The 25,992-nt window shown below is 29.4% G+C and carries 21 protein-coding genes; 3 read left to right on the top strand and 18 right to left on the bottom strand.

Annotation, left to right across the window (positions count from 1 at the left end; genetic code table 11):
- Positions 1 to 133: 133 nt before the first annotated feature.
- The 15 genes from E0E45_RS03910 to creD all read right to left on the bottom strand — a co-directional run bounded on the left by E0E45_RS03910 (position 134) and on the right by creD (position 21,051).
- Entirely contained in the window at positions 134 to 1,135 is a 1,002-nt protein-coding gene (locus tag E0E45_RS03910; RefSeq protein ID WP_130889958.1) for an ABC transporter ATP-binding protein, read from the bottom strand.
- Positions 1,135 to 2,136, bottom strand: a complete 1,002-nt coding sequence (locus tag E0E45_RS03905) for an ABC transporter ATP-binding protein (RefSeq protein WP_130889957.1) — start codon at positions 2,134 to 2,136, stop codon at positions 1,135 to 1,137. The genes E0E45_RS03910 and E0E45_RS03905 overlap by 1 nt, the downstream gene beginning before the upstream one ends.
- Before the next feature lie 22 nt (positions 2,137 to 2,158).
- Positions 2,159 to 3,043 carry a nickel transporter permease gene (nikC, locus tag E0E45_RS03900; protein ID WP_130889956.1) on the bottom strand — a complete coding sequence of 295 codons (885 nt, stop codon included), beginning with the start codon at positions 3,041 to 3,043 and terminating at the stop codon, positions 2,159 to 2,161.
- Positions 3,044 to 3,057: 14 nt separating this feature from the next.
- On the bottom strand, positions 3,058 to 3,984 hold the full coding sequence (gene nikB / locus E0E45_RS03895) for a nickel ABC transporter permease (RefSeq protein ID WP_005980232.1): 927 nt from the start codon (positions 3,982 to 3,984) through the stop codon (positions 3,058 to 3,060).
- Between the two features lie 176 nt (positions 3,985 to 4,160).
- Entirely contained in the window at positions 4,161 to 5,696 is a 1,536-nt protein-coding gene (locus tag E0E45_RS03890) for a glutathione ABC transporter substrate-binding protein (RefSeq protein ID WP_130889955.1), read from the bottom strand.
- Positions 5,697 to 6,075: 379 nt separating this feature from the next.
- A complete protein-coding gene (locus E0E45_RS03885; RefSeq protein ID WP_130889954.1) occupies positions 6,076 to 7,155 on the bottom strand; it encodes a YibE/F family protein in 1,080 nt (359 codons plus the stop codon).
- 122 nt (positions 7,156 to 7,277) lie between these two features.
- Positions 7,278 to 7,535, bottom strand: a complete 258-nt coding sequence (gene rpsO, locus E0E45_RS03880) for a 30S ribosomal protein S15 (RefSeq protein ID WP_096404543.1) — start codon at positions 7,533 to 7,535, stop codon at positions 7,278 to 7,280.
- A gap of 150 nt (positions 7,536 to 7,685) precedes the next feature.
- The gene (gene ftsH / locus E0E45_RS03875; protein WP_130889953.1) at positions 7,686 to 9,923 is read right to left on the bottom strand and encodes an ATP-dependent zinc metalloprotease FtsH; all 2,238 of its coding nucleotides are present in this window, start codon (positions 9,921 to 9,923) and stop codon (positions 7,686 to 7,688) included.
- On the bottom strand, positions 9,920 to 11,254 hold the full coding sequence (gene tilS, locus E0E45_RS03870; protein ID WP_130889952.1) for a tRNA lysidine(34) synthetase TilS: 1,335 nt from the start codon (positions 11,252 to 11,254) through the stop codon (positions 9,920 to 9,922). The genes ftsH and tilS overlap by 4 nt, the downstream gene beginning before the upstream one ends.
- A gap of 65 nt (positions 11,255 to 11,319) precedes the next feature.
- Positions 11,320 to 12,984 (bottom strand): B12-binding domain-containing radical SAM protein, encoded by a 1,665-nt coding sequence (locus tag E0E45_RS03865; RefSeq protein WP_130889951.1) that lies wholly within the window; start codon positions 12,982 to 12,984, stop codon positions 11,320 to 11,322.
- Positions 12,984 to 13,940: an endolytic transglycosylase MltG gene (mltG, locus tag E0E45_RS03860; RefSeq protein ID WP_130889950.1), complete on the bottom strand. Its 957-nt coding sequence runs from the start codon at positions 13,938 to 13,940 to the stop codon at positions 12,984 to 12,986. The genes E0E45_RS03865 and mltG overlap by 1 nt, the downstream gene beginning before the upstream one ends.
- 138 nt (positions 13,941 to 14,078) lie before the next feature.
- The gene (locus E0E45_RS03855; RefSeq protein WP_130889949.1) at positions 14,079 to 15,662 is read right to left on the bottom strand and encodes a DEAD/DEAH box helicase; all 1,584 of its coding nucleotides are present in this window, start codon (positions 15,660 to 15,662) and stop codon (positions 14,079 to 14,081) included.
- A gap of 334 nt (positions 15,663 to 15,996) precedes the next feature.
- Positions 15,997 to 17,154: a hypothetical protein gene (locus E0E45_RS03850; protein ID WP_130889948.1), complete on the bottom strand. Its 1,158-nt coding sequence runs from the start codon at positions 17,152 to 17,154 to the stop codon at positions 15,997 to 15,999.
- Positions 17,147 to 19,663 (bottom strand): DUF2339 domain-containing protein, encoded by a 2,517-nt coding sequence (locus tag E0E45_RS03845; RefSeq protein WP_130889947.1) that lies wholly within the window; start codon positions 19,661 to 19,663, stop codon positions 17,147 to 17,149. Before E0E45_RS03845 ends, E0E45_RS03850 begins: the two co-directional genes overlap by 8 nt.
- Positions 19,660 to 21,051 (bottom strand): cell envelope integrity protein CreD, encoded by a 1,392-nt coding sequence (creD, locus tag E0E45_RS03840; protein WP_130889946.1) that lies wholly within the window; start codon positions 21,049 to 21,051, stop codon positions 19,660 to 19,662. The genes E0E45_RS03845 and creD overlap by 4 nt, the downstream gene beginning before the upstream one ends.
- A gap of 196 nt (positions 21,052 to 21,247) precedes the next feature.
- Between creD and E0E45_RS03835 the strand changes: the two genes are divergently transcribed.
- Both E0E45_RS03835 and E0E45_RS03830 read left to right on the top strand, forming a co-directional pair.
- A complete protein-coding gene (locus E0E45_RS03835) occupies positions 21,248 to 21,946 on the top strand; it encodes an AzlC family ABC transporter permease (RefSeq protein ID WP_130889945.1) in 699 nt (232 codons plus the stop codon).
- Positions 21,943 to 22,275 carry a branched-chain amino acid transporter permease gene (locus E0E45_RS03830; RefSeq protein ID WP_130889944.1) on the top strand — a complete coding sequence of 111 codons (333 nt, stop codon included), beginning with the start codon at positions 21,943 to 21,945 and terminating at the stop codon, positions 22,273 to 22,275. Before E0E45_RS03835 ends, E0E45_RS03830 begins: the two co-directional genes overlap by 4 nt.
- Positions 22,276 to 22,349: 74 nt before the next feature.
- On the opposite strand, the gene E0E45_RS03825 is transcribed toward E0E45_RS03830, so the two are convergent.
- Both E0E45_RS03825 and E0E45_RS03820 read right to left on the bottom strand, forming a co-directional pair.
- Positions 22,350 to 22,802 (bottom strand): Dps family protein, encoded by a 453-nt coding sequence (locus E0E45_RS03825; protein WP_130889943.1) that lies wholly within the window; start codon positions 22,800 to 22,802, stop codon positions 22,350 to 22,352.
- Between the two features lie 94 nt (positions 22,803 to 22,896).
- Positions 22,897 to 23,670 carry a glucose 1-dehydrogenase gene (locus E0E45_RS03820; protein WP_130889942.1) on the bottom strand — a complete coding sequence of 258 codons (774 nt, stop codon included), beginning with the start codon at positions 23,668 to 23,670 and terminating at the stop codon, positions 22,897 to 22,899.
- A gap of 219 nt (positions 23,671 to 23,889) precedes the next feature.
- On the opposite strand from E0E45_RS03820, the gene E0E45_RS03815 reads away from it, so the two are divergent.
- Positions 23,890 to 25,242 (top strand): amidohydrolase family protein, encoded by a 1,353-nt coding sequence (locus E0E45_RS03815; RefSeq protein ID WP_130889941.1) that lies wholly within the window; start codon positions 23,890 to 23,892, stop codon positions 25,240 to 25,242.
- A 104-nt stretch (positions 25,243 to 25,346) separates the two neighbouring features.
- On the opposite strand, the gene E0E45_RS03810 is transcribed toward E0E45_RS03815, so the two are convergent.
- On the bottom strand, positions 25,347 to 25,991 hold the full coding sequence (locus E0E45_RS03810; RefSeq protein WP_130889940.1) for an O-methyltransferase: 645 nt from the start codon (positions 25,989 to 25,991) through the stop codon (positions 25,347 to 25,349).
- Position 25,992: the final 1 nt, after the last annotated feature.

The following is a 25,992-nucleotide window of genomic DNA, read 5'->3' as shown; positions in this document are numbered from 1 at the left end:
CATATTTTTATAAAAAAACTATTATAAATAGTGAAATAAATAAAAAATATAATTCATATTTTATGTATAAAAATAATTTTTTATATAAAAAACCCAGCTGACTTGTATCAACTGGGGCATATTATTTATTATTTTATTTTTTATCTAAAGATATTGCTTTTTCATCTACAAATCCAAGTTCTTTTGCTAAGTGACAAGCATAGAAGTGTCCTTCTCCAACTTCTTGAAGTTTTGGATCTTCCTGTCTGCATATCTCTTTTGCATAAACACATCTTTTTGCAAATCTGCATCCTTTTTCAGGATTGATAGGAGAAGTAATTTCTCCTTGCAGTCTTATTCTTTCCATTTTCTTCGTTACACTAGCTACTGGTATAGCTGATAATAATGCTTTTGTATATGGATGAATAGGATTTTTAAACAAGTCTTTAGAAGGAGCTTTCTCAACTAATTGTCCCAAATACATAACTGCAATATCATCAGAGAAATGTTTTACAACTGATAAGTCATGTGTTATGAACATATATGTAAGTCCAAACTCCTCTTGAAGGTCCTGCATCAAGTTTAATACCTGTGCTTGGATAGAAACATCAAGAGCAGATACTGGCTCATCACAAACTATGAATTTAGGATTCAATGCAAGTGCTCTGGCAATACCTATTCTTTGTCTTCTTCCTCCATCAAGTTCATGAGGGTAAGTGTTCATAAGTCTTTCACTTAATCCAACTGTTTCCATAAGTTCCATTACTCTTTTATCACGCTCTTCTCTATTTTTATAGATTCCATGAATAATAAGTGGTTCTGCAATGATTTCACTTACAGTCATTCTTGGATTCAAAGAGGCAAATGGATCCTGGAAAATAATCTGCATTTTCTGTCTAATCTCTATCATTTGTTCTTTTGTATAGTTTCTAATATTTTTTCCTTCAAATAAGATTTCTCCATCAGTAGCTTCCAGAAGTCTTAAAATAACTCTTCCAGTAGTTGATTTTCCACATCCAGATTCTCCAACTACTCCTAATGTTTTTCCTTCACGAATTGAAAAGTTTACATCATCCACTGCATGAAGCAGTCCTTTTGGAGTATTAAAATATTTTTTTAGATTTTTTACTTCAAGTAAAACTCTGCTATCTTCCATTATTTTTTATCCTCCTGTTCCGCTTTAAATTCTACCAATCCTTCACAAATAAGACATCTTACTTTATGACCTTTAGTTACTTCTACAACATTTGGATCTTGCTTAGAGCAAAGTTCTGTTGCATGAGGGCATCTAGGATGGAATTTACATCCTTTTGGCAGATCAGTAGGGTCAGGCATTAACCCTTGAATAGGTTTTAATCTAGTAGCTTCTTCATCTAAGCTAGGAATAGATCCAAAAAGTCCATGTGTATATGGATGCTTAGGATTTTCAAAAACATCTAACAATGTTCCTGCTTCTATTATTTCTCCAGCATACATTATAGCTACCTTATCACATACTTGTGCAACTACTCCAAGGTCATGTGTAATAAGGATCATTGCAGTTTTAAATTTTTCTTTAAGGTCATTCATCAAGTCAAGTACTTGGGCTTGAATAGTAACATCTAGTGCAGTTGTTGGTTCATCTGCTATCAGAAGCTTTGGATTACATGCAAGAGCAATGGCAATAACAACCCTTTGCTTCATTCCTCCAGAGAATTGATGTGGATAATCATTTACTCTAGCACCTGGAATTCCAACAAGTTCAAGCATATCTTTTGCTTTTTCTAAAGCTGCTGCTGGTCCTATTTGTTCATGAATATCTATAACCTCAGCTATCTGTTCTCCAACAGTCATAACTGGATTAAGTGAAGTCATAGGGTCTTGGAATATCATTGATATCTGACTTCCCCTAATTTTTCTCATTCCTTCTTCAGTTTCTTTCAAAAGATCTTTTCCAAAAAATTTAATAGATCCTTTTACTACTTTCCCAGGAGGATTTGGAACAAGTCCCATGATACCTAGAGCAGAAGTTGTTTTCCCAGCTCCAGTTTCTCCAACAAGACCTATAGTCTCTCCTTCATTAAGTTCTATATCAAGTCCATTAACAGCAGATACTGTTTCGCTTTCTGTAACATATTGAATAGTCAAATCTTTTATGTCCAATAATTTTTCGCTCATTTTATAATTCCCCCTAACTCTATTATTGTTTTAATCTTGGATCTAGTGCATCTCTAAGTCCATCTCCTAAAAGGTTCAATGATAAAATAGTTATCATTATAGCCACTCCTGGGAATGTAGTTACCCACCATGCATATCTAAGGTATTGTCTACCTCCAGATAGCATAGATCCCCATTCTGGAGCAGGAGGCTGTATTCCTAGTCCAATAAAACTCAATCCTGCTGTTGATAAGATTGCACTTGCAACCCCTAGAGTTCCTTGTACAATTACAGGAGCCAATGAGTTAGGAATTATATGTCTGAATATTATTCTCGCATTACTTGCACCAATAGCTTTTGCTGCCTCAACAAATTCCTGATCTCTTATAGAAAGAACTGATGCTCTAACTATTCTTGCATATCTAGGTATGTTAGACACACTGATAGCAACCATCAAGTTGATTATACTTGGTCCTAATGCAGAAACAATAGCAATAGCTAAAAGAATGCTTGGTACTGCTAGGAATATATCCATTATTCTCATGATTATATTATCTAATTTTCCACCATAATATCCAGCTAGAGCTCCTAAAGTTCCTCCACATATAATTGAAATCCCAACTGCTACAATTCCAACTTTTAGTGATACTCTTGCACCATGGATAAGTCTTGCAAATATATCTCTACCAAATTCATCAGTTCCAAGCCAGTGAGCTGCACTTGGTCCTTGTAATCTGCTTCCTAAATTTTGTTTAATTACTACTGTATCATAATTTGCTATAACATCAGCAAATAATGCTAATAAAACTAATATACATAGAATAACAAGTCCTAAAAGAGCCATTTTATTTTTCTTCAGCATTCTCCATACTTCTCTCCATTGGCTTCTTTTTTTATTGGCTTGTTTTGCATTTTCTTTAGATGACATCTTAATCCCCCTTACTACTTATATTGTGATTTGATTCTAGGATCAACATAAGCATATAATATATCTACCAATAGATTTACAACACTGAATGTTGCAGCTAAGAATATAACTGCTGCTAGAACTGTAGGAGTATCCTTTTGTCTGATAGCATCAACCATAAGTCTTCCTACACCAGGCCATGAGTAAACTGATTCTGTAAGAACAGCTCCTCCTAAAAGACCACCAAATTGTAATCCAACTACTGTGATTATTGGGATTAGCGCATTTTTAAGAGCATGTTTATTGATTACAACTTTTTCTGCAACCCCTTTAGCTCTCGCAGTTCTGATATAATCCTGTCTTATAACTTCCAACATAGAAGAACGTGTCATTCTTGTTATGATAGCAGCAGATCCTACCCCTAAAGTCACTGATGGTAGTATTAAACTCTTGAGCCCATCAAATCCTCCAGAAGGTAATAATCCTAATTTAACAGAGAAAGTAAGTATAAGCATAAGCCCTAACCAGAATACTGGCATAGAAACTCCTAGTAATGCTAATATCATACTGAAACTGTCTAAGAATGAATATTGTCTTGTAGCTGAAATAATACCAACTGGTATACCTATACAAACTGAAATTATTATTCCAATGACAGCTAATATAAGTGTATTTGGGAATCTGGAAAATATTTCTCCAAATACCTCTCTTCCAGTAGTGTAAGATCTTCCAAAGTCACCAACAACAGCTTTTCCCACATATCTAAAATATTGAACTAAGAATGGATCATTAAGTCCCATTTCTTCTCTCAATTTTAAGATTGCCTCTTTAGGTGCATTTTCACCCAAAATTAACTGTGCTGGATCCCCAGGAGTTAATGACATGATAGTAAAAACTAAAAGCGATACTCCTAATAATACAGGAATAAGTAATAAAAGTCTTCTTAATACGTATTTGTGCATCTTTTAGTACGACACTCTAACTTTTTAAAGTGCTCTCTCCTTTCCTTTAAATTTTAATATATATTTTAATTTTTGTTACAAACCCTTTTTATTTTAAAGGGCTGGATCTAAAAAGTATAAATTTTAGATGCAGCCCTTCTCTAAATATTTATTTTTTAAGTCAGTTTCTTTTAAAATTAATTTTGTTTAAATTTTGTACCATACAATCTATGGTGTCCTGCTGCTTTTAATTTAAAGTTATCTACATATTTTTGTAATCCAGCATTTTGAGCTTTGTATGCTGTTATGTATAAAGGCACTTCTTCTTGAACTATAATTTGTACTTGATTATATAATGCTTTTCTTTCATCTTGATCATTTGAATTTCTTGCTTTTGTTAACAATTCGTCAACTTTAGGATTGTCATAGAATGCTCTGTTTCCAGCTCCACCAAAACAAGATGTATGAAGTAATGGATATAATCCATAGTCAGCATCTCCAGTTACACTTACCCATCCTAATATAAACATTTCATGATCTCCTCTTGAAGTTCCATCTAAGAATGCTCCCCACTCAAGAGTTTCAACAGCTATATCTACTCCAATAGCTCTTAATTGATCTTGAACTATTATAGCTATATCTCTTCTGTCTGGATTTTCATTGATCCAGATTTTTGATTTAAATCCATTTGGATATCCAGCTTCAGCTAGTAAAGCTTTAGCTTTATCTATATCAACTGTCCAAGCTTTTGCTTCATCACTATGCCCAAACACTTTTGGTCCAATAAGTGAATTAGCTTTTGTTGCTGATCCTTTATATACTGTAGAGATAATATCATCTACATTGATTACAGATGCAATAGCTTGTCTTACTCTTACATCATTGAAAGGCGCTTTTTTAGTATTGAATCCAATATAGTCAATTGATAAAGATGGTTCTTCTAAAAATACTAGATTTTTATCTTCTCTTATTCTTTCTTTATCCATTCCTTCAATATCGTAAGCTATATCTATTTCTCCAGTTTCTAATCCTATTGTTCTGTTAGTTGCTTCAGGTATTGCTCTGAATATAACATTTTTTATAGGAGTTTCTCCTAAGAAATAATCAGGATTAGCTTCAAGTACTATTCTATCACCTGAAGCCCATGATACAAATTTATATGGTCCTGTTCCTACTGGATGTTGTCCATAAGAATCTCCAGCAGCTTTGACAGCTTTTTCATTAAGTATAGCTGCTGTTGGATGACATAAGTGGCTTAATAAAGCTCCGAATGGTTGTTTAGTTATTACTTTTACAGTATTTTCATCTACTACTTCTACTTTATCCACAGTTCCTATAATATGAGATACTTGTGGAGAACTTTTCATTCTGTCTAAAGAAAATTTAACATCTGCTGCAGTTAAAGGCTCACCATTGTGAAATTTTACTCCTTTTCTTAAATGAAATACAGTTGTCACATCATCAGGCTGTTCCCATGATTCAGCAAGACTTGGAATAATATTCATATTTTCATCTTGTTCAACTAATCTATCATATATTTGAACTGTTACTTTTGATGACGGTGCATCATTTGTTGCATGTGGATCCAAAGATTTTGCATCTGCTCCGTTAGCCACTACCAGTGTATCTTTTGTTGCTGCTTTTGCTCCTGCTGTTTCTTTACTTCCACCACAAGAGATAAATAAGAATACCGATAGAAGTGCTAGAACCAATAGATGTAATTTCTTTTTCATAAATAACATTCCTCCCTAAAACTATATTTTTATTTCGTTTCATTTTGAAAATTTTTTATTATATTTTCTAAAATGAAAACTTTTTTGAGTGTACATAATTGAAATAATTGTTTTTATTATAACACTCTTTCTATAATAAGGATACAACATTTTTAAAATAAGTAAAGAAATATTTTTTTCTACCGCCCTTAAACATTATCTTTTTTAAATATAATCATAGAAAGAATGTACTATTTATTGGGCTTTAAGTCAAATTTATAAAATTTATATAGCAAATATAGATTTTATATATGATAAAATATCGTATTATTAATAGAACAAGAGTACTAATTTTTCAGTCTTAAAATTAATTTTTTTTAATAATTGATGAAAATTAAGCTTATTTTTTTGAGTAAATTTTTGAAGCTACATAGGCTGTTATCGGTACTGCAACCAAAATACCTATGCTTCCACAAAAAGCTCTTAATATCTCTACAACTATTGATTCAAAGTTCAATATTCTTATAAGAGGATATTGACTTTTCTGCAAATATATAAAAATAGTAGTCATCAGGCTGCTTCCTATATAGGCAAGAATAAGCGTATTAATCATTGTTCCTATTATGTCACTTCCTATTCTCATTCCAGATAAGAAAAGCTCTTTTCTATGTATATCCTGATTTTTTTCTTTTATTTCATTTAATGCTGAAGATATAGACATGGCCACATCCATTACTGCTCCCATACTTCCTAAAATAACACCTGCAGATATTACCTCTTTTATTTTTATGTTCTGCAGCATTGAAGCATAGTTTAAGGCTTCTGTTGTGACATACCCTGTCAGCCTCATTGAATTTACAAATATAAAAGACAATATTCCTGCTACTAAAACCCCACCTATTGCTCCTAATATAGCTATTATCCCCTTATTATTAAACCCTGTCATGAGATATATTGTTATAATAGAGGCAAATAAAGCAGTTGCCACTGATAAAAGAATTGGAGAATATCCCACTATTATTCCTGGAATAAAAACTTTATATATAAATACAACTACCAACAGCAATGCAATCATAGCTTTAAAGCCTTTAAATTTTGAAAAAGCCAGTGTAGTAATTACAAAAAGAGCTCCTAAGTATATTATATCATTTCTTTTATCTTTATCAGCTACATAGTATTTTTCATTTCCCTCTTCATCTATATCATGATAAAGAACTATATTATCTCCCTCTTTTACATTTATATTAAAAGCGTCTTCTCTATAGATAGGAAATTCCACAAGAATTTTATCTCCTTTTCTCTCTCCTTCCATTATCACCACATCATAAAGAAGTATTTCTTTTAACTCTTCAACTTCTTCTTCTGGTGAAAGACAGTCCTCTAGTTTCAATATTTTCCCTTTTATGTATTCTTCTTGAGAATATATAGTTATAGAAAATAATGAATATATCATCAATGTCAGCAATAAAAATTTTTTCATAATCCTCTCCTGTTATCATTTATCCCTATACTATGTAGAATACTTTAAATTCATACAAAATTCAACTTTTATTTTAAAAAAGTTATAAAAAAAACGAGGATATCTCCTCGTTCTTTATTTAATTATTTTCTGATTCCTAATCTAGCGATTAAGTTTCTGTATCCTTCAAGATCTTTCTTAGTTAAGTAAGCTAGTAATCTTTTTCTTTGTCCTACCATTTTTAATAGTCCTAATCTTGAATGGAAATCTTTTTTATGAACTCTTAGGTGATCTGTTAGGTGATTGATCTTTTCAGTAAGAAGTGCGATTTGTACTTCAGTTGATCCTGTATCTCCTTCAAATTTTCCAAATTCTTTAACAATTTCTGCTTTGCTTCTCATAGCCATTTTATATTTCCTCCTGAGTTATATATTATTTGAGCCAAGTAATACGGGGCTAATCGTAAAACTGAGCACAAATTTACTAGATAATCATATCATATTATCTAACAAATGTAAATATTTTTATTCTTTTCATTTTAAAAAACTTTTTTATTCTTGATTCTCTTTATCAAATTCTTTATCTTCTTCTATTTTTTCAATTACTTCTTCTTTTTCTTTCTCTTCTATAACTTCATCAGCTTTTATTTCAGCAGCTTCTTTTTTTGATTCAGCTAAATCAGCAAGAGTTTTTCCATTCATTAGAGCTTCAAATTCTCCTCTATTAAGTGTTTCTTTTTCCAATAAAGCTTTTGCTATAACATCTAGTTTATCAAAATTATCTCTCAATAATTTTAAAGTTTCTTGATATTGAGTATTTATTATTGAAAGAATTTCCTCATCTATATCCTTTCCAGTTTCTTCACTATAGTATTTCTGCTGGAATAAATCTCCTTCTCTAGTTCCATCAAGAAGTATTGGTCCAAATTTATCTGACATTCCATAAACTTTTACCATACTATGAACAATACCTGTAACATGTTGAATATCACTGCTTGCTCCTGTAGTTATATCATTAAATACAATTTGTTCAGCTGCTCTTCCACCTAAAGCATATTTTATCATATTTAAGTATTCACTTTTAAAATAGTAACCTTTTTCCTCTTCAGGAAGTGACATAGTGAAACCTCCAGCTCTTCCTCTTGGAACTATTGTTACTTTATGAACTGGATCTGTATTAGGCAGTAGATGAGTCACAACAGCATGTCCTGCTTCATGATAAGCTGATATTTTTCTCTCTTTTTCTACTACTACTTTAGATTTTCTTTCTGGTCCTATGCTTACTTTTTCAGATGCTTCTTCCAAGTCATCCATAGTTATTTCTTCTCTTCCCGCTCTTGCAGCAAGAATTGCAGCTTCATTAAGCATATTTGCAAGGTCAGCCCCTACGAATCCTGGAGTTTTCTTAGCTATTATAGATAAATCTACATCTTTAGCAATTTTTTTGCCTCTAATATGCACTTTTAATATCTCTTCTCTTCCTTTAATATCAGGATTATCAACTATTACCTGTCTGTCAAATCTTCCAGGTCTCATTAGAGCTTTGTCCAGTATCTCAGGTCTGTTAGTTGCAGCAAGTACTATAATAGTTTCATCAGTTCCAAACCCATCCATCTCTACTAAAAGTTGATTTAGAGTTTGTTCTCTTTCATCATTTCCTCCACCTTGCCCAGAACCTCTTTTTCTACCTACAGCATCTATCTCATCTATAAATATAATACAAGGAGCACTTTTTCTAGCTTTATTAAATAAATCTCTTACTCTTGAAGCTCCTACCCCTACAAACATTTCTACGAACTCAGATCCAGACATACTGAAAAATGGCACCTTAGCCTCTCCAGCTACCGCCTTAGCTAGAAGAGTTTTACCAGTTCCTGGTCCTCCTAACAACAATACTCCTTTAGGTATCTTTGCTCCTACTTTTTTAAATTTTTCTGGTTCTTTTAAAAAACTTACCACTTCTTCAAGTTCTACTTTTGCTTCTGGAATACCTGCTACATCATCAAATGTTACTTTAGAAATCTCTTCTCCATTATCTTTAGCTTTAGATTTTCCCATATTGAAAATTTGAGGTCCTCCACCACTTCCTTTATTCATTCTGTTAAGCATGAATATCCATACTCCTATCAATAGAAGCATTGGGAACCAAGAAGCAAGCATATTTAATAAGAATGGTAATTCTTGAGGTGGAAGTGATTTTATAGAAGCATTATTTTCTTCTATTGTTTTGACTAAAACAGGGTCATCTCCCAATCTGTCAGTTATCATTCTTGCTTTATATGATTTTACTTCTTTCTTTTCATCTTCTGGCGAATAACCATATACATATCCCTCTTTTTCATTAACTTTAATTATCTCTTTATTTTTTACATGACTTATAAACTCACTATATCCAATTTCATTATTGGGAGTTTTAGCATTAGTTGATAAAAGAGCTGGTGCAGAAGCTATCAATGTAACAATGAAAAGTAACATTACAAAACCTTTAAAGTTAAATTTTCCTCCAAGGCTTTTTAATTTATTAGTACGATCTTCTTCTTTGTTACCGTTTTGATTTAACCCATCTCTTAATTTTGATTTTAATTCTTCTTTTCTTTCTTTTATTTCATCATGTATTTTTTCTTTTTCATCTTTTATCTGTTCTTCATCTTCTTGAGGCTTTTTACTATCTGGCTCTTGAGAAGTCTTTTTTTCATCCTCTTTTGGCTTCTCTTTCTTTTCAGAGTCTTTTACCTCTTTTTCTTCCTCTATATAAAGTACTTTTTCTTCTATAAAATCTTCTCTGTTCAACTACTGATCCTCCTTATATTCAATTTTACACAGCTTTTATAATCAGAATTTTTATATTTTTCATTTCCTTTTATTCCTGCAATCCATACTATCTCTTCATTATGTAACACTAAAGGGATTGTATCTCTTTTTTCTTTTGGAACTTTTTCATTTATAAGGATATCTTTTACTTTTTTTTCTGATATCATTCCTATTGGAATCATTCTGTCTCCATCGTTTCTACTTCTGATTTTAAGTTTATCTCCTTTTTTTAAGCTGGTATAAAAGTTTTGTTTATCATATAATATTTCATTACTAAGAACTGCTTCTATTATATAATCACCAAATGTTATCTGACCTGGCACTTCTAATTCAACTTCTTTGATATAGTTATCTTCTTTTTTTGTGTTCTTTTCTATTCCAAGGAAATCATAATCTTTTTTAAGAATAAATTCCCTATTTAAAGAAATATCCTTACTACCTCCTTTATATAAAATATCCTCTATCAGTTGGATTTTCTTTCTTGATACTTCTATTCCATAACTATATAAATATTGTATCAACACCTTACTAAGAAGATACTTATCTAATTGCTTCAATTTTTTTATACTTAATTTATTGTTAACCATGTACTGTTCGAATTTCATTTCCAATACTCTATTTGCTTCTCTTATTTCCTCTATTAAAAAATAAAGTTTATCCTTAAACTTTGGATTATATCTTTTTTCTATAAACGGAATCAGATCAAGTCTTATACTATTTCTTGTAAATTCATTTTCAAGATTTGTTTCATCTATTCTATAAGAAATATTATTTTCATTAAGATACTCAACAATATCCTTTTTATAAATTTCAGATATTGGTCTGATGTATATATCTCTTTTAGCAACAATACCTTCAAGACCTTCAAGACCAGCTCCCCTTATCAATCTAAACATAAATGTTTCCAACTGATCATCTTTATTATGAGCTAAAGCAATTTTATTTGCTCCTGTTTTTTCAAATATCTCTTTAAATAGATCATACCTTGCTTTTCTTCCTGCTTCTTCCAAGGTAAGTCCCATATCTTTTCCTAGTTCTGTTATATTTATCTTTCTACTAAAAACTTGTAATCCTTTTTTCTTTCCATAATCCAATGAAAATATCTCATCACCATCAGAGTTTTCCCCTCTTAAAAGATGATTTATATGGACAAGTACCATATCAAAGTTTATATTCTCCCTAAGTTTCACTAGCATTTCAACTAAAAAAACTGAATCAGGACCTCCTGAAAAACCAACAACTATTTTATCATTTTCTTCTATCAGTTTATTTTTTCTATTTTTTTCTAGGATTGCCTTGTATAAATTCATAAATTCTCCATTTCATTTTCATAAAATTATAACATATCTTACCATTTTTTTGCAAAATAATTTAACTATATTCTTTTATTTTTTATCACTTTATAGTTTTTTGTTTTATAATCGAAGAATATGTTTATTTCTTCTTTATTTCCAGAAAATATATCAAATCTAAAAAATTCAAGTTCACTATTTTTATGTCCTTCCCTTACACTTTTAAAACCTTTCTCTTTTATTATACTGTTATGAAGCTCTGAATCCTTTCTGCTAATTAACCATTCTGGATAAAATCCTGGTTTTCCTAACATTATAAAATCAAACTTTAAATATTCTTCAAATATTTCAACATCTTCAAATTGTTTTTCTCTATAGAAGTCATGCAATATATTAAAAAGAGCTGTTTCTTTATGACTTATTTTTAAATATCCTTTTTTATCATAATATTCTGCTATTTCATCATAAAAACCAAAAGAATTCTCATAATGATTTTTTATTATGTAATCTGTACTCATAGAAAATTTTTCTGAATTATAATAATAATCTAGAATTTTTTCAAGATTTTTGAGCTTTATTATTTCTGCAAAAGATATAAATTTATTTGAAAAAATTTCATATGGCGGTTTAGAAAAATATTTATATTCATACTTTTCAATTTCTTTGTACATTTGAGTTCCCTTTAATAGTTTTAAAAACCCAAGCTGTATCATCTCTGGTTTCAAATCATGAACATATTCAAAAGATTTTTTAAATATTTCATATGTTTCATAAGGAAGTCCAGCTATAAGGTCAAGATGAAGATGAATATTTTTATTTATCCTTCTTACATTATGAGCCAGCTTATCCAATATATTATTTCTGTTTATACTTTTCATAGTATCTGGATTTATAGTCTGCACTCCTATTTCAAATTGAAAGTATTCTTTTGGCACTGTTTCAAGAAAATCCAATGTTTCATCATCAAAAATATTTGCATTTATTTCAAAGTGAAATGTTATCCCTTCTCTATAGTTTTCCAAAAGAAATTTCCATATCTCCATGTATCTTTCTTTCTTCAAATTAAATGTTCTGTCTACAAATTTTAAGAGTCTTATTGGAGAGTCTAAAAATATTTTCAAATCCTCTTTTACTCTGTTCAATGAATAATATCTCACAGTTTTATCTATTGAAGACATGCAGTATGAACAATTAAAGGGGCATCCTCTTGAACTTTCATAATAAAATATCTTAGTTTTATCCTGTAATTCTTCTTTTTCATATGGAAATGGAATTATATCCAAATCTTCTATTATTTTTTCTGAGCCATTAAAACATATCTCTCCATCTTTTCTGTAAACAAGTCCCAATACTTTGTCGTTCTCATTGGTTAAAAAGTTTAAAAAAACTTTTTCCCCTTCTCCAACAAGTATATTGTCTATCTCTGGATTTTCTTCCATTACCTTCTCCCAACCAAAAGACACCTCAGGTCCTCCAAGTATAATTTTTACAGTAGGAAGCACTTTTTTTATCTCCTTTACTATCTCAAACACATATTCTTTATTCCAGATATATGTTGAAAAAATTATTTTATCTGGATTCAGCTCAAAAATATCCTTTATTATATTCAAAAGCTGATTATTAATATTTGTTTCATATATTTCTACTTTTATATTACTATTTGTTTCTGTATATTTTTTAAGATATCTCACTGCCAGATTCAGATGTACATATTGGCTGTTTATGGCAGCTATAACTACTTTGTTCACTATTTATTCTCCTTATTTTTTCTTTGAAATTCCAGATGTTCTTTATATGTTTTACTAAAAAAGTGTCCTCCATCCCCTGTTGCAACAAAAAACAGGTAGTCTGTATCAGCTGGATTGTATGCTGCTTCTACTGAAACTACGCTTGGATTAGATATTGGTCCTGGGGGAAGTCCCTTATATTTATAAGTGTTATATGGTGAATCTATTTCCAAATCTTTATAATACATTCTTCTTTTTTTATAATCATACAAAAAATTCACTGTTGCATCAGAAGAAAGTGTCATTTTCTTTTTTATTCTATTATAAAATACAGAAGCCATAAGAGGTTTCTCTTCATCAAGTTTAGCCTCTCTTTCTAAAATAGATGCCATTATCAATTTTTGGTAGAATTCATCTTTATCTTTATACTTTTCTGGTGGAAATTTTTTCAGAAACTCTCTTAATAAAGTTCTTATAATTAATCTTTCATTATAATTTTCTGGTATATAATAAGTTTCAGGGTATAAATACCCTTCAAAATTCCCTTCTGGTGTAGGATATGGAAACTCTATCCCATTAAATTCCTTATAAAATTTATCTTTGTCTATTCTTCCATTTTTTTCTAAAAGATCAGCAATTTCTGCTATGCTGTATCCTTCTGGAATAGTCAATTTAAATACCTTATCTTTACCTGCCTCAAGGACGTCTATAAGATCTTTCATTGACATTTCTCCTTTTAGTTCATAATATCCTGCCTTTATTCCCTTTCCCTCATTTCTGTATTTCAAATAAACTTTGAAAACAAAATTGTCTGAAACAGGAAGGCTTGATAATGAAGCTTTTAATGGAACACCTCTCTTTATCTCAATTATCTTTCGATAATTTACTTTTTTATTTATTTCAAAGTAGAAGAAAACTACTACTATTGTTGCAACTAAAACAAATAAACCTGCAATAGTATAGATCCATTTTTTCATTTCAGACTCCTTATATTATATTTTCTTATATTATAACATAATCTCCCCTACTATCAAGAATTTGTTGCTTTCTTTTCCAAAAAATGAAAACGACTCAAAAGAAATCTGAATGAGCCTTTGAGCCGTCTTATATATTTATTATTGTTTCTTTTCTTTAGCTTTTTCTATTAAAGGTTTTCTTCCTTTTTTATCTTGCTTGAATATTTCAATAATTTCTTCTGCTTCTTGGAAAGGAACAGATAAGAAAGAGAAGTTTTCATATACTTCAACATTCTTTAATTTTCTTTCATCAACTTTAGTTTTGCTAGTTACCATTTCTACTAATTTCTTAGGAGTCATTTCATTTTTTCTTCCTAAAGCAACAAATAGTCTTACTTTACCAGTTTTTTCTAATGGAGCACTATTATTTATCTCATTGTAATTGCTTTCATCAAGTACATCTTCATATGAATGTTTAATTAAAGCAGCTACAATATCTATAGCATCTTCCCCATTTAAAAGTTCTCTTGAAAGGTCTTTGAAATTATCAAAATTATTTTCAGCAAGTATATGATTTAATTCTTCTATTAATCTAAATTTTTTAGCTTGAATTACATCTTTTACTCCTGGAACTCTTTCTTTTCTGATTTCAGTTTTTACAATTTTTTGAATTTGAAGAAGTCTTCTATATTCCTGAGGAGTGATAAATGTTATAGCAGTTCCTTCTTTACCAGCTCTTCCAGTTCTTCCAATTCTATGTACATAACTCTCAGCTTCCTGTGGTATGGAATAATTGATTACATGAGAAAGATCATTTACATCTATTCCCCTTGCAGCTACATCTGTTGCTACCAATACATTTATTTTTTTAGCTTTAAATCTTTTTAAAGTTACTTCTCTATAGTTTTGACTGATATCTCCATGAAGACCTTCAGCATCATATCCTCTGTCATTTAATTTTCCAACTACATCATTTACATCATTTTTAGTTCTGCAGAAAACTATTCCATAGAAATCTTTAGTAAGATCTATTATTCTGCATAGAGCTTCAAATTTATCTCTTTCATGTACTTCAAAATAAATTTGATCAGTAAGATCAGTTGTAAGCTCTCTAGTTTTTACTGCTAAAACTTCATAATCTCTCATATGTTTTTTAGCAACTTTTAATATTTCATTTGGCATTGTAGCAGAGAAGAAAAGCATTCTTTTATCATCATTTGTAGATTCAAGAATTTTCTCTACATCTTCTAAAAATCCCATATTAAGCATTTCATCAGCTTCATCTAATATAAAATATTTAAGATTATCTAATTTTATAAGTTTTCTGTCCATCAGATCCATTACTCTTCCTGGAGTTCCAACAATTATGTCAGTTCCTTTTTTCAGTTGTCTGATTTGGAATTCTATTGATTGTCCTCCATATACAGGAGTTATTCTTATTTTTTTACCATTTGCAAGACTGTTCATTTCTTCAGCAACTTGGATAGCAAGTTCTCTAGTAGGAGCTAAAACAATAGCTTGTACCACTTTTCCAGGTTCAAATCTTTCTAATATTGGTAAAGAGAAAGCAGCTGTTTTACCAGTTCCTGTTTGTGCCTGTCCTATTATATCCTTATCTCCATCTAGTAATGCTGGTATAGTTAAAGCTTGTATAGGTGTTGGTTTTTCATACCCTTTTTTTGAGAGAGCCTTTATTGTTTTCTCTCCCAATCCCAATTTTTTGAATTCTTCTAATTTTTCCATTCTTCACGTCCTTTATTTAAATTATTTTATTTCATCATACCACACTAAAAAATCTCATATGCATTTAAAAACAATCAGAGTTACTTTCCCTCGTGTTCTACAACAAAAAATGTTTTGTAGCATTATAGGAATCCTCTTGTTCTTTTTAAAGATATTTTTAACGGTGTGTTGTAACAAAATACATTTAAATAAATATCTATCTTATTAAAGAATCCTATGTTTACTACCTAAGAATATATTATACTATACTTTTTAAGAAATTGTAAGTCTTATTTTTGTTCTAAAAATGAAATATGCTCTTTTCTCAATAAAAACAGCATGTTTCAAATGTAAATTATTTTTTTTTGCTTATTTTTTTTATCATAAAACTACTTAGTAAAAGTACAATCAATCCAATAAAAATATTGTAATACATACTCATATCTTTTGATTCTTGAACTGCTTCTTTTTCAACTGTATTTATTTTCCCAGCTATAACTAAATTTCTGTCTTTTATCATACTGCTGAACTCTTCCAAATCATACTTTGGTTTATACAAGTTTTCATTTCCAAAAGTTATTTTATATTTGCCATTTTCTTCTGCTTTAAACATTATCTTAGCAGGAATATATTCTCCTTGAATTTCAGTTATTACAAGAGGTTTATTATCTCCATTTTTTATCTCTAGTATCAATTGTTCTGATCTTGATATTCTTCTGAAATCTATCTGCATATTTTCTTTGTCGCCAACTTTGAAAATAGTTCCAGTTCTATAATAATCCCTGTTTCCGATTGAATAATTTCTTTTAAATTCACCACTGGCTTTTAAATATATTTTATGTATAGGAAGATTGTTAGTTTCAATAGTAATTATACTGGTTTTATCCTTTTCCTCTGATTGATATTCTAATTTTAGTAAAATAGTTTCTGTTTCCTTTTTTTCACTTCCATAAAATTTAAGAACTGCACCTTTAAAATTACTTTCTTTATTCAAATCAGTTACCAATTTATAATATGTATATTTTTCTTCTGGAAAATCTATTAGTAAATTTTCTCTGTCTGGAGTTTTATATATTTCTCCATAAGTTATATACTCCCAATTTTTTCCATTATTACTTCCTAGCAATTCATATTCAAAATAAAAATTCCTTTTAGGTATTATCTCTATTCTATTTCCAAATACATCATCTAACTCAGTTTTAGGAGAAAATTTAAAAACTGTTTCCATTCTTTCTTCTTTAGCTGTTTCTGAAACTATATTTCCTACTGAAATTATCCTCTCTATATTATTATATCCAGCATCTTTTTTTTCAATTACATAAGGTATTTCCTGTCCATTATCATCTAGTATCCTTATATCTCCCAAATCATTTTTGCTTTTAGAGTAAATGTCCTCTGTTATATAAAATTCTTTATATTTACTATTTCCATTTACTTCTATCTCTTTAAAATAATCATAAGAAAAAGATTGCAAAGATATTATAAATAATAGTATTGATATTATTCTATTCACCTTTTTCCTCCTTTTCTAATTTTTTAAGAGCTGTTTGATAGATATAAGAAGTTCCTATTAATATAACTCCCATACTGAAATATGCAAGAAGTTTGTATGTACTGCTGAAAGAAATAAAATCTATAAAGAAACTTTTTAAAACAAAGAATATTCCTATTCCAAGTCCTACCCTTCTTATATTTCTATTAGGTGTTCTGAATCCTTTCCAAACGAGATATCCACACATAAGCAGTCCTACAATATTTATTACCAGATTTGCTCCTTCTATATAAAGTACATTATTCATTAGTACATATGAAACTACGATTATATATATTGATTCTCCTATTATCCATGGAACTTTTTTCTCATTAGTTTTAAATAAAGTAAAATGAATGTCTTTTCTTCCAAAGAGGAATAAATATATATTTGCTGCTAAAATGAAAATTATTAGTAAGATTTTTTCTTTTCCATTCTCATATTTCACATATCCAAATACATTTATCATATTTATTATCAATATTGAAAATATCTCTATTATTGTTAAAAATACCAGACTAAATCTATCCTGAAGTTCTTTAACCTTATAAGTTACAGTTCTCAACAAAATATTTACAATTAAAACTGCTATTAAAACTCCAAACATCTCTCTAGTATAATATCTTCCTGGTATTTTTTTTATATTTAGAAAAATTATATTATTGATGAAAAATATTGAGTATAAGAATATAAGATACTTAAATGGAGCCATCAGACTTTTAATAGTTTTGTTATAACTTTTTTCCTTCACAATAAAATAAACTACAAAAGAAAGTGAAATTATCAAAATATCCTGTATGTACACAAGATAATATTTTTCCTCTCTTATAAAGAAATTTGTTAAAAGAGTTATTAAATATATAAAAACTGCTCCATATTCTATCTCTTTATTTTTATATTTTGAGGCCATAAAGTATAAGAACACTGCTTCCAGTCCCCATGCTAGCACTATGTATTCTTTAGAAAGTATTACAGGAATTATCACTATGAAACATCCTAAAGCTATTACATAGAAAATTTTGGATACTCTGTTTTCTTTAAGTTTATCCCCAAAGAATCCATATATAATACCTACTCCTGCTACTAATCCAGCTTTCATCCAGTTTGGTGTTGTTCCATCTGACAAACTATATATCAAAGAAAATTTCACAATAAGGTTAAGACTGAGAAGTATATAGTCTATAACATTACTTTCTCTGTTCTCTTTTCTGTGAGAATTAAGAAATATAAAGCTATATGCTGTTGTAAATATTACAATATAGAAAAATGCAGTAAGTTTATCTCCCATATTTCTTGACAGATAAAATACTATTCCTCCCATATTTGTTGAACCTATTACAAACCCAATTATTTTACTGTATAACCAGTCTTTTTTCCAAGACACTCCTAAAACTATTCCCTGAAGTATCAGAGAATAAGCTATCAGATAGTATATTTTTGTAATTCCACCTTCATAATAAATATAAGCTCCATATGGCAAATATCCCCCTATTAAAGCTAATATTCCTATAATTTGTGAACTATATCTTAATGCTAATATAACTACTAATCCTGTTAAAATAACTGAGATAAAAAGCCCCAGCATCATAGAAAACAGTCCAAGATACATTGTTGATAGCAAGGTAGTTATATATAGTATTCCTATTCCCCCACCTATCAATCCTACAGCAAAATGTTTTTTGTTCTTTTGATATAATCTCTCACCTGCAAAAAGGAAAATAATTCCTAAGAGATATGATCCTGAACTTTTGATATAATCATTATTAAAGAAGTCTCTAAACTGTGTTTTAAAAACTAAAAATATTCCTAAAAAAATTGATATTATTCCTAAAAAATTAAATCCTTTTAATCCAATAAGTTTTTCCAGAACAAAGTTTTTTTTCTCTTTTTCAAAAAGATATTTATCTTCTTTTAAGTCGTATTCTTTCTGTATTTCACTATGAAATACAGAACTCTCTTCTCCTAAAGCTATTCCAGCTTCTAAAGCTTTCTTCTTTGAATTTTCAATAAATACATCTGCTTTTTCAGCTACTGCTTTTAGTTCAGCTCTCAACTCATGAGATTCTTTAGACATATCTTTCATCAGTTCTTTATCTTGAATATTAATTTTTTTATATAATTCTTTCCTAAAATTATTAAGCCTGCTTATTATTCTGTCTTCAAGGTCTATTTTTACCCTTTTAGCAGCCATTACTTGAAATTTATTTATCTCTTTTTCTCTTCTTAACCTTTTACTTTCCCTTAATTCTTCTAAAAGCACTATATTTGAATTCTTTAAATCTTCTATCTCTTTTATCTTTTTCTGTAATTCATCTTTAATTTCTTTTAAAGTTTTCTCAAGTTTTTCCTTTTCTTCTAAAAGCTGAGTTTCTCTATTGATATCTGCATCATTTTTTATACTTGATATTATAGATTCAGCTTCTGAATTAAGTTTTTTTATTTCTTGATATTTTGCCTCCAAAAGTTCAAGCTCTTTTTTCTTATCTATCATTTTTTCACCTGTTCCTCGTTCTCAATTTCTTCTGTATCTGGAACTTTTTTACTTACTATTTCCATATTTTTAGTTACATACATCAGAAGATACAATACTCCCATAATTAGAAGTGTTCCTGTAAGAAGTGCATAATCTTCCATTTTTAAAATTGAGAACAATATAGAATATATACCTATAAGGAGAACAAACATCCCCAATCCATATTTAATATTTTTGGTAACACTAGTTATATACAAAGATACTGGTACTATAACTGCTGCTGCTGATATTCCATATGCAGTTATAAAACTTATATGTTCTGCCAGTGATAAAAGCAGCAAGTAGAACATAACTAAAGAAAATCCTACAATTCCATACTGAACATAATGAGTTTCTTTCTTCCCTGATATTTCAAAAAGGTATACAGCCAATAAGCTCATCATTATAAATAAAACTCCATACTTAGCTGCTCTTATTACCTGTCTGTAGTGAGTTATTCCATTATATAAAGCCACTCCTGCTTGTGCCTCTGATAAATCTATTTTATTACTTTCACTTGCAAAAAAGTATTGCTTATAATTTCTTGTAAGATGGGATATATTCCAATTTGCTGTAAATCCATTTTCATTTATAACTCTTTCTCTAGGAAGCATTCCATAAAAGCTTGGATTTTCCCATGCTGATTTTATAAAGAAGCTATTGTCTTTTCCCATTGGTAAAAGAGTTATCCCTTCACTACCTCTAAACACTAATTCTATATCAAATGGAATTTCTCCTAATTCTTCATTTTTTATTCCCAGTTTTCCCGAAATTCCTTTAGATATCTGAAATGGTTTTCCCAATCCAGTTCCTGATTCTAATTCTATCTCTTTGCCATTAAAATTAAATTTATCTATTTTAAGAAGAGCTTTTATATCTGTTATTCCTAAAGATATACTTACTTCATTGTAGTCTATAACTGCATTTTCTGGAATATTTGACAACACTTTAGAAAAATTTCCTTTCATGTTTAATTCCCCAGTATACACCATAGATTTATATATACCTCTTTTTCTCACTTCTTCTTTCAAATCAACATTAACATCTAATTTTTCAGGCAGAACCACTAAACTATTTTTTCTCTTTTTACTTTTAACAATTTCGATTTCTTTTCCCTGCTTGTCTACTGTATATTCTCTCTCATAATATTCCTCTGTATAAGGAACTACAATAACAGGTCCTGCTATTGTCTGTGTTTCTCCCCATTCTCTTCCTATATTTTTAATAGTAGAATCATAAAGATAATTTCTCTCATGGACTACTCCATTTACAAACATAAGAGGAATCTGTAACAAAAGGCTGAAAAAAAATAAAAATAGAGCCTTTTTTAGTAGTGGATTACCTGTTGTTTTAACTTTTTTCTTCATTGCTTTCCCTCCTGAATCCATATCTTATATAGATTAAGTTTATCATATTTACTGTTTTTGTTCTAATCCTTTTTTCCTCTAAATTGGAAAGAAGTTTTTTTTAAATTTGGTATTGTCTTTAATCCGTAATTTAGGTATAATAAGAAAATACATTAATTTTTTAATATCACAATTTAAATACAAAAGGGGGAATAAAATGAACACAAAATCAAAAGCATTCAAAGCCGCTTTTCCACATACGATTCCTATTTGTGCTGGTTTTACATTTCTGGGATTAGCCTATGGAATATATATGAATAAGATGGGGTTTTCTTTTGTTTATCCAATGCTTATGAGCCTTACTATCTTTGCAGGATCTATGGAATTTATAACTGCTAATCTTTTAGTATCAGTTTTTGATCCACTAAATGCTTTTTTATTAGCTGTTATGGTTAATGCAAGACATCTTTTTTATGGAGTATCTATGTTGGAAAAATACAGAGGAACTGGAAAGAAGAAACTGTACTTAATATTTGGAATGTGTGATGAATCCTTTTCCATTAATTGTACTGCAGATATTCCTGAAGAAATAGATAAAGGGTGGTTTATGTTTTTTGTTACTCTTTTAAATTATGCTTATTGGGTATCTGGAGCTACTTTAGGGGGAATCTTAGGTTCCTTTATAAATTTTAATACAAAAGGAATAGATTTTGTAATGACTGCTCTTTTTGTTGTTATATTCCTTAGTCAATGGGATTCTCAAAAAGATCATCTTCCAGCTATAATAGGAGTTTTAGCTTCTATTGCATGTCTTCTTGTATTTGGAATGGAAAATTTTATCATTCCATCAATGATAGCTATACTTATTTCACTTACATTGAGCAGAAAGAAGCTTGAGAAGGAGGAAATTAAATGAGACTTACAGTAGAACAAGAAATAATAACTGTGGCTATGGTAGTACTTGGAACTCTTTTTACAAGATTTCTTCCTTTTATAATTTTCCCTGCTAATAAACCTACCCCAAAATATATACAATATTTAGGAAAAGTACTTCCATTTGCTGTAATAGGAATGCTGGTTGTCTATTGTTTGAAAGGAGTTTCAGTTGTTTCATTTCCTTATGGACTTCCTGAATTTATTTCCATTGGTGGGATAGTAATATTGCACAGATGGAAAAAGAATATGCTTTTGTCTATTGGAGGAGGAACTATTCTATATATGATACTTATTCAATATATTTTTTAAATATAAAATCGGCTCACAAAAATATATGAGCCGATTTATTTTATAATATTTTAAAGTTAAATTCAGTTCTGTAACTATTTAGTCATCCAAGCAGTGTACATCCAAATATGTTTTTGGTAAGCTGCTCCTATTCCTGTAAATAAGTCTGCTGTTTCTTGATCTTCAACATCTTCAGCCATTTTTAATGCTACATTCATTTCATCTAAAAGGAGTTTAAAGTTTTCAAGTATTCCTTTTACTGCTTCTACTCCTGTATATGGTTTTGATTCTATTTCTTGAAGCATAGAATGTTCTAAGTATACTTTAAGAGAAGCAAAAGGTCTTCCTCCTATCATTAATATTCTTTCTGCTACTTCATCTATGTGTTCATCAGTTTCAGACATTACTCCATCAAGCATTGGATGTATAGTGAAAAAATGTTCTCCTTTTAAATTCCAGTGGTAATTATGCACTATAGTTTTAAAAATATGTAAATTAGCTAAAAATTTGTTCATTTGATAAATTAATTCTTCTTGTTTCTTTTTCATAGTAAAACCTCCTAATAATTTTGCTCCTTCTTTAGTTGCCACTCTATATATTATTAGGTAAGTTTTTTTTATTCCTTTTAATATTTTAATATTTTTAATCTAGTTCCTGAATTCCCCCTCCATTTACAAAAAGTATCTGCCCACTCGTCCAACTTGAAGCTGGACTTGCAAAATACAATACTGCCATGGCTATATCATTCACTTCTCCCAATCTTTTTATTGGAGTTTTAGCCAGCATTTTTTTCTCTATTTCAGATGTAAGAACTGATGCTAATGCTTTTGTTTTTATTGCTCCTGGACCTATTGCATTAACTCTGATTTCAGGTCCCAAATCAAGAGCTGCATATTTTGTAAGCTGATTTATTGCAGCTTTTGAACTTCCATATACACTCATATTTGGACTTACCATATTACTTGCCATTGAACTTATATTTATTATTGAACCATAATTATCTTTTCTCATGTATGGAGCACAAAGTTTCATAAGAGTAAAAATGCTAAATACATTAAGTTTATATATAAAACTTATGTAGTCCAGAGTTAACTCTTCTAGTTTTTCCCTTCCTCCACCACCTCCACCAGCATTATTTACTAATATATTAACTTTTCCAAAACTCTTTATAGTTTCATCTACAAGGCTTTTCAAGTCCTCTTCTATTGTCACATTGCATTTTACAGCTAATGCTTTCACTCCAAATACTGCAGCTTCCTTAGCTGTTTCCCTGGCTTTTTCAATATCTAAATCACTGCATACTACATCAGCTCCAGCTTCAGCCAATTTTAGGGCAGAAGCCTTTCCTATTCCATCTCCAGCTCCTGTTATAATTGCAACTTTTCCTTTTAAGTCATACTGCTCTATAATTTTCATTGAATCATCTCCTTTAAGAATTTCAATTTAATATATTTCATTATTTCATAACTATTATATCATAATTTTACTAATAAAATCTTTCTTATCCTTTTTACTGAGCATATTTTTACAAATATATGAACTATATTAAAAAAATATAAAAACTATATTATACAAATTCTGGATTATCTCTTATACTTATTTCTAATTAAAATATTTAAAGGAGGATATATCATCATGAAAATAGCTGTGAATAATGGAATTTTAATAGATCCTAAAAATAAAATATTTGAAAAAATGAATCTCCTTATAGAAAATGGAAAAATAAAAGAACTATCATTTGACAAATTATTTGGAGATCAGGAATTGGATTGCCAAGGATTGTATATATCTCCTGGATTTATTGATATACATATGCATGAAGATCCTATAAAAAATGGAAAAATCAAAATAAATATATTTGAAAAAATGTTGAAAATGGGTGTCACTACTGCTATTGGAGGAAATTGTGGAATTGGCCCAAACAATATAAAAGAATATTTAGATACAGTTGAAAAAGGGAATCCAGTAAATTTTGGTCTTTTTCTTCCACATAGTATACTTAGAGAATATATTGGAGCAAATGATAGATATGAAAATCTAGAAAGCAAAGATATTGAAAAAATGTATCAGTATGGTAAAAAACTTATTAAAGAAAATGATCTGTTTGGAATAAGTTTTGGAATAGAATATGTTCCAGGAATAGATTTTAATGAATTAGTCACTTTGTCTGGTCTTGGAAAAAATAGAATAATCAGTGCTCATCTTAGAAATGATGGTTCAGATGTATTTGAAGCTTTAGAAGAATTTTTAGAAGTTGGAAATTATGTAAAAGCTCATCTACAAATTTCACATATAGGAAGTATGGCTGGTTATGGACAAATGGATAAATTTCTTTCTATTCTAAAGGAGAAGAGAGATAAAGGAATTAATGTTTCTTGCGATTGTTATCCTTATGCTGCTTTCAGCACTCATATAGGGTCAGCTGTATTTGATAATGATTATATACAAAAACATGAAATGGAATATAATTGTTTAGAAATCATGGAAGGAAAATACAAGGGTCAAAGATGTACTGAAGAATTATTTAATATTCTTAGAAAAAAAATTCCTGACACTCTTGTTACAGGCCATATGATGCTGGAAAAAGATATAGAAACAGCTCTAAAAGATTCTAATACTATAATTATAAGTGATGGAATATTGGGAAGCGAGGGAAATGGGCATCCTAGAGCAGCTGGTACTTTCCCAAGATTTATCTCAAAATATGTGAGAGATAAAAAAATTATGTCACTGTATGAAGGAATAGAAAAAATAACTTCACATCCTGCTGAAATATTAAAATTAAACAAAGGAAGTTTAGGTATTGGAGATGATGCTGATATCACAATTTTCTCTTTGGAAGAGATGGAAGATAAAGCTACATTTGTAGATAGTACCCTTTCTCCTACAGGAATAAAATATGTTATTATCAATGGTGAAACAGCATTAAAAGATGGAAAGGTTATCAATTCAAAGCTTGGAAAGACAGTTAAGTATCCAAAATTATAAAAATAGGGGATGTTGCAAATTAGTTTATAAATCACTAATTTACAACATCTCCCCTTTTTTTATTATTTAAATATTCATATTTCCAATTTTTAAATTAGTTTTTTTCACACTTTTTCTCTTTGCTTATAATAAAGACCAACACCATCACCAAAAGGAAGCAAAACAAATTTCCCTTCTTTTTTATAAAGATAATCTATAAAACTATCTAATCTTTTCACTATAGTTTTAAACCTCTTTGGGTACTCTTTATACAAATATCCCCTAAACATTATATTATCAATAAATACTATTCCTCCATCATTCAACAATTTATATGAATCTTCAAAAAAGTCCATATAATGACCTTTTGAAGCATCTATAAATACAAAATCAAATCTATCCTCTATTTTTTTTACTTCTTCTAAAGCATCACCCTTAATAGAAATGATATTATTCAATCCAGATTTTTTAAAATTTTCTTGAGCAAGATTATATCTCTCTTCATCTATTTCAATAGTATATAGTTTTCCATTATCTTCCTTTATTTCTTTAGCCATAAGTATTCCAGAATAGCCTATAGCTGTTCCAATTTCTAAAATATTTTTTGTTTTATAACTTTTTATTAAGAATTTTAAATATTCAGCTACCTCTTTTGTTACAATAGGAACATTATACTCATGTGCATATGCTTCCATCTCAAGTATCAATTCATCTTTCTCTTTAATCTTCCCTACTATATATTCATTAGCTTCTTTTAATTCTTCTAACATT

It is taken from the genome of Fusobacterium ulcerans ATCC 49185 (assembly GCF_900683735.1).
Lineage (GTDB): Bacteria > Fusobacteriota > Fusobacteriia > Fusobacteriales > Fusobacteriaceae > Fusobacterium_A > Fusobacterium_A ulcerans_A.
This window is presented reverse-complemented; position numbering and strand designations above follow the sequence as displayed.

Coding starts and splice junctions, on each gene's coding strand:
- E0E45_RS03910 (WP_130889958.1), bottom strand. CDS start 1,135: ATGGAAGATAGCAGAGTTTTACTTGAAGTAAAAAATCTAAAAAAATAT.
- E0E45_RS03905 (WP_130889957.1), bottom strand. CDS start 2,136: ATGAGCGAAAAATTATTGGACATAAAAGATTTGACTATTCAATATGTT.
- nikC (WP_130889956.1), bottom strand. CDS start 3,043: ATGTCATCTAAAGAAAATGCAAAACAAGCCAATAAAAAAAGAAGCCAA.
- nikB (WP_005980232.1), bottom strand. CDS start 3,984: ATGCACAAATACGTATTAAGAAGACTTTTATTACTTATTCCTGTATTA.
- E0E45_RS03890 (WP_130889955.1), bottom strand. CDS start 5,696: ATGAAAAAGAAATTACATCTATTGGTTCTAGCACTTCTATCGGTATTC.
- E0E45_RS03885 (WP_130889954.1), bottom strand. CDS start 7,155: ATGAAAAAATTTTTATTGCTGACATTGATGATATATTCATTATTTTCT.
- rpsO (WP_096404543.1), bottom strand. CDS start 7,535: ATGAGAAGCAAAGCAGAAATTGTTAAAGAATTTGGAAAATTTGAAGGA.
- tilS (WP_130889952.1), bottom strand. CDS start 11,254: ATGAATTTATACAAGGCAATCCTAGAAAAAAATAGAAAAAATAAACTG.
- mltG (WP_130889950.1), bottom strand. CDS start 13,940: ATGAAAAAATGGATCTATACTATTGCAGGTTTATTTGTTTTAGTTGCA.
- E0E45_RS03855 (WP_130889949.1), bottom strand. CDS start 15,662: ATGGAAAAATTAGAAGAATTCAAAAAATTGGGATTGGGAGAGAAAACA.
- E0E45_RS03845 (WP_130889947.1), bottom strand. CDS start 19,663: ATGATAGATAAGAAAAAAGAGCTTGAACTTTTGGAGGCAAAATATCAA.
- creD (WP_130889946.1), bottom strand. CDS start 21,051: ATGAAGAAAAAAGTTAAAACAACAGGTAATCCACTACTAAAAAAGGCT.
- E0E45_RS03835 (WP_130889945.1), top strand. CDS start 21,248: ATGAACACAAAATCAAAAGCATTCAAAGCCGCTTTTCCACATACGATT.
- E0E45_RS03830 (WP_130889944.1), top strand. CDS start 21,943: ATGAGACTTACAGTAGAACAAGAAATAATAACTGTGGCTATGGTAGTA.
- E0E45_RS03825 (WP_130889943.1), bottom strand. CDS start 22,802: ATGAAAAAGAAACAAGAAGAATTAATTTATCAAATGAACAAATTTTTA.
- E0E45_RS03820 (WP_130889942.1), bottom strand. CDS start 23,670: ATGAAAATTATAGAGCAGTATGACTTAAAAGGAAAAGTTGCAATTATA.
- E0E45_RS03815 (WP_130889941.1), top strand. CDS start 23,890: ATGAAAATAGCTGTGAATAATGGAATTTTAATAGATCCTAAAAATAAA.
- E0E45_RS03810 (WP_130889940.1), bottom strand. CDS start 25,991: ATGTTAGAAGAATTAAAAGAAGCTAATGAATATATAGTAGGGAAGATT.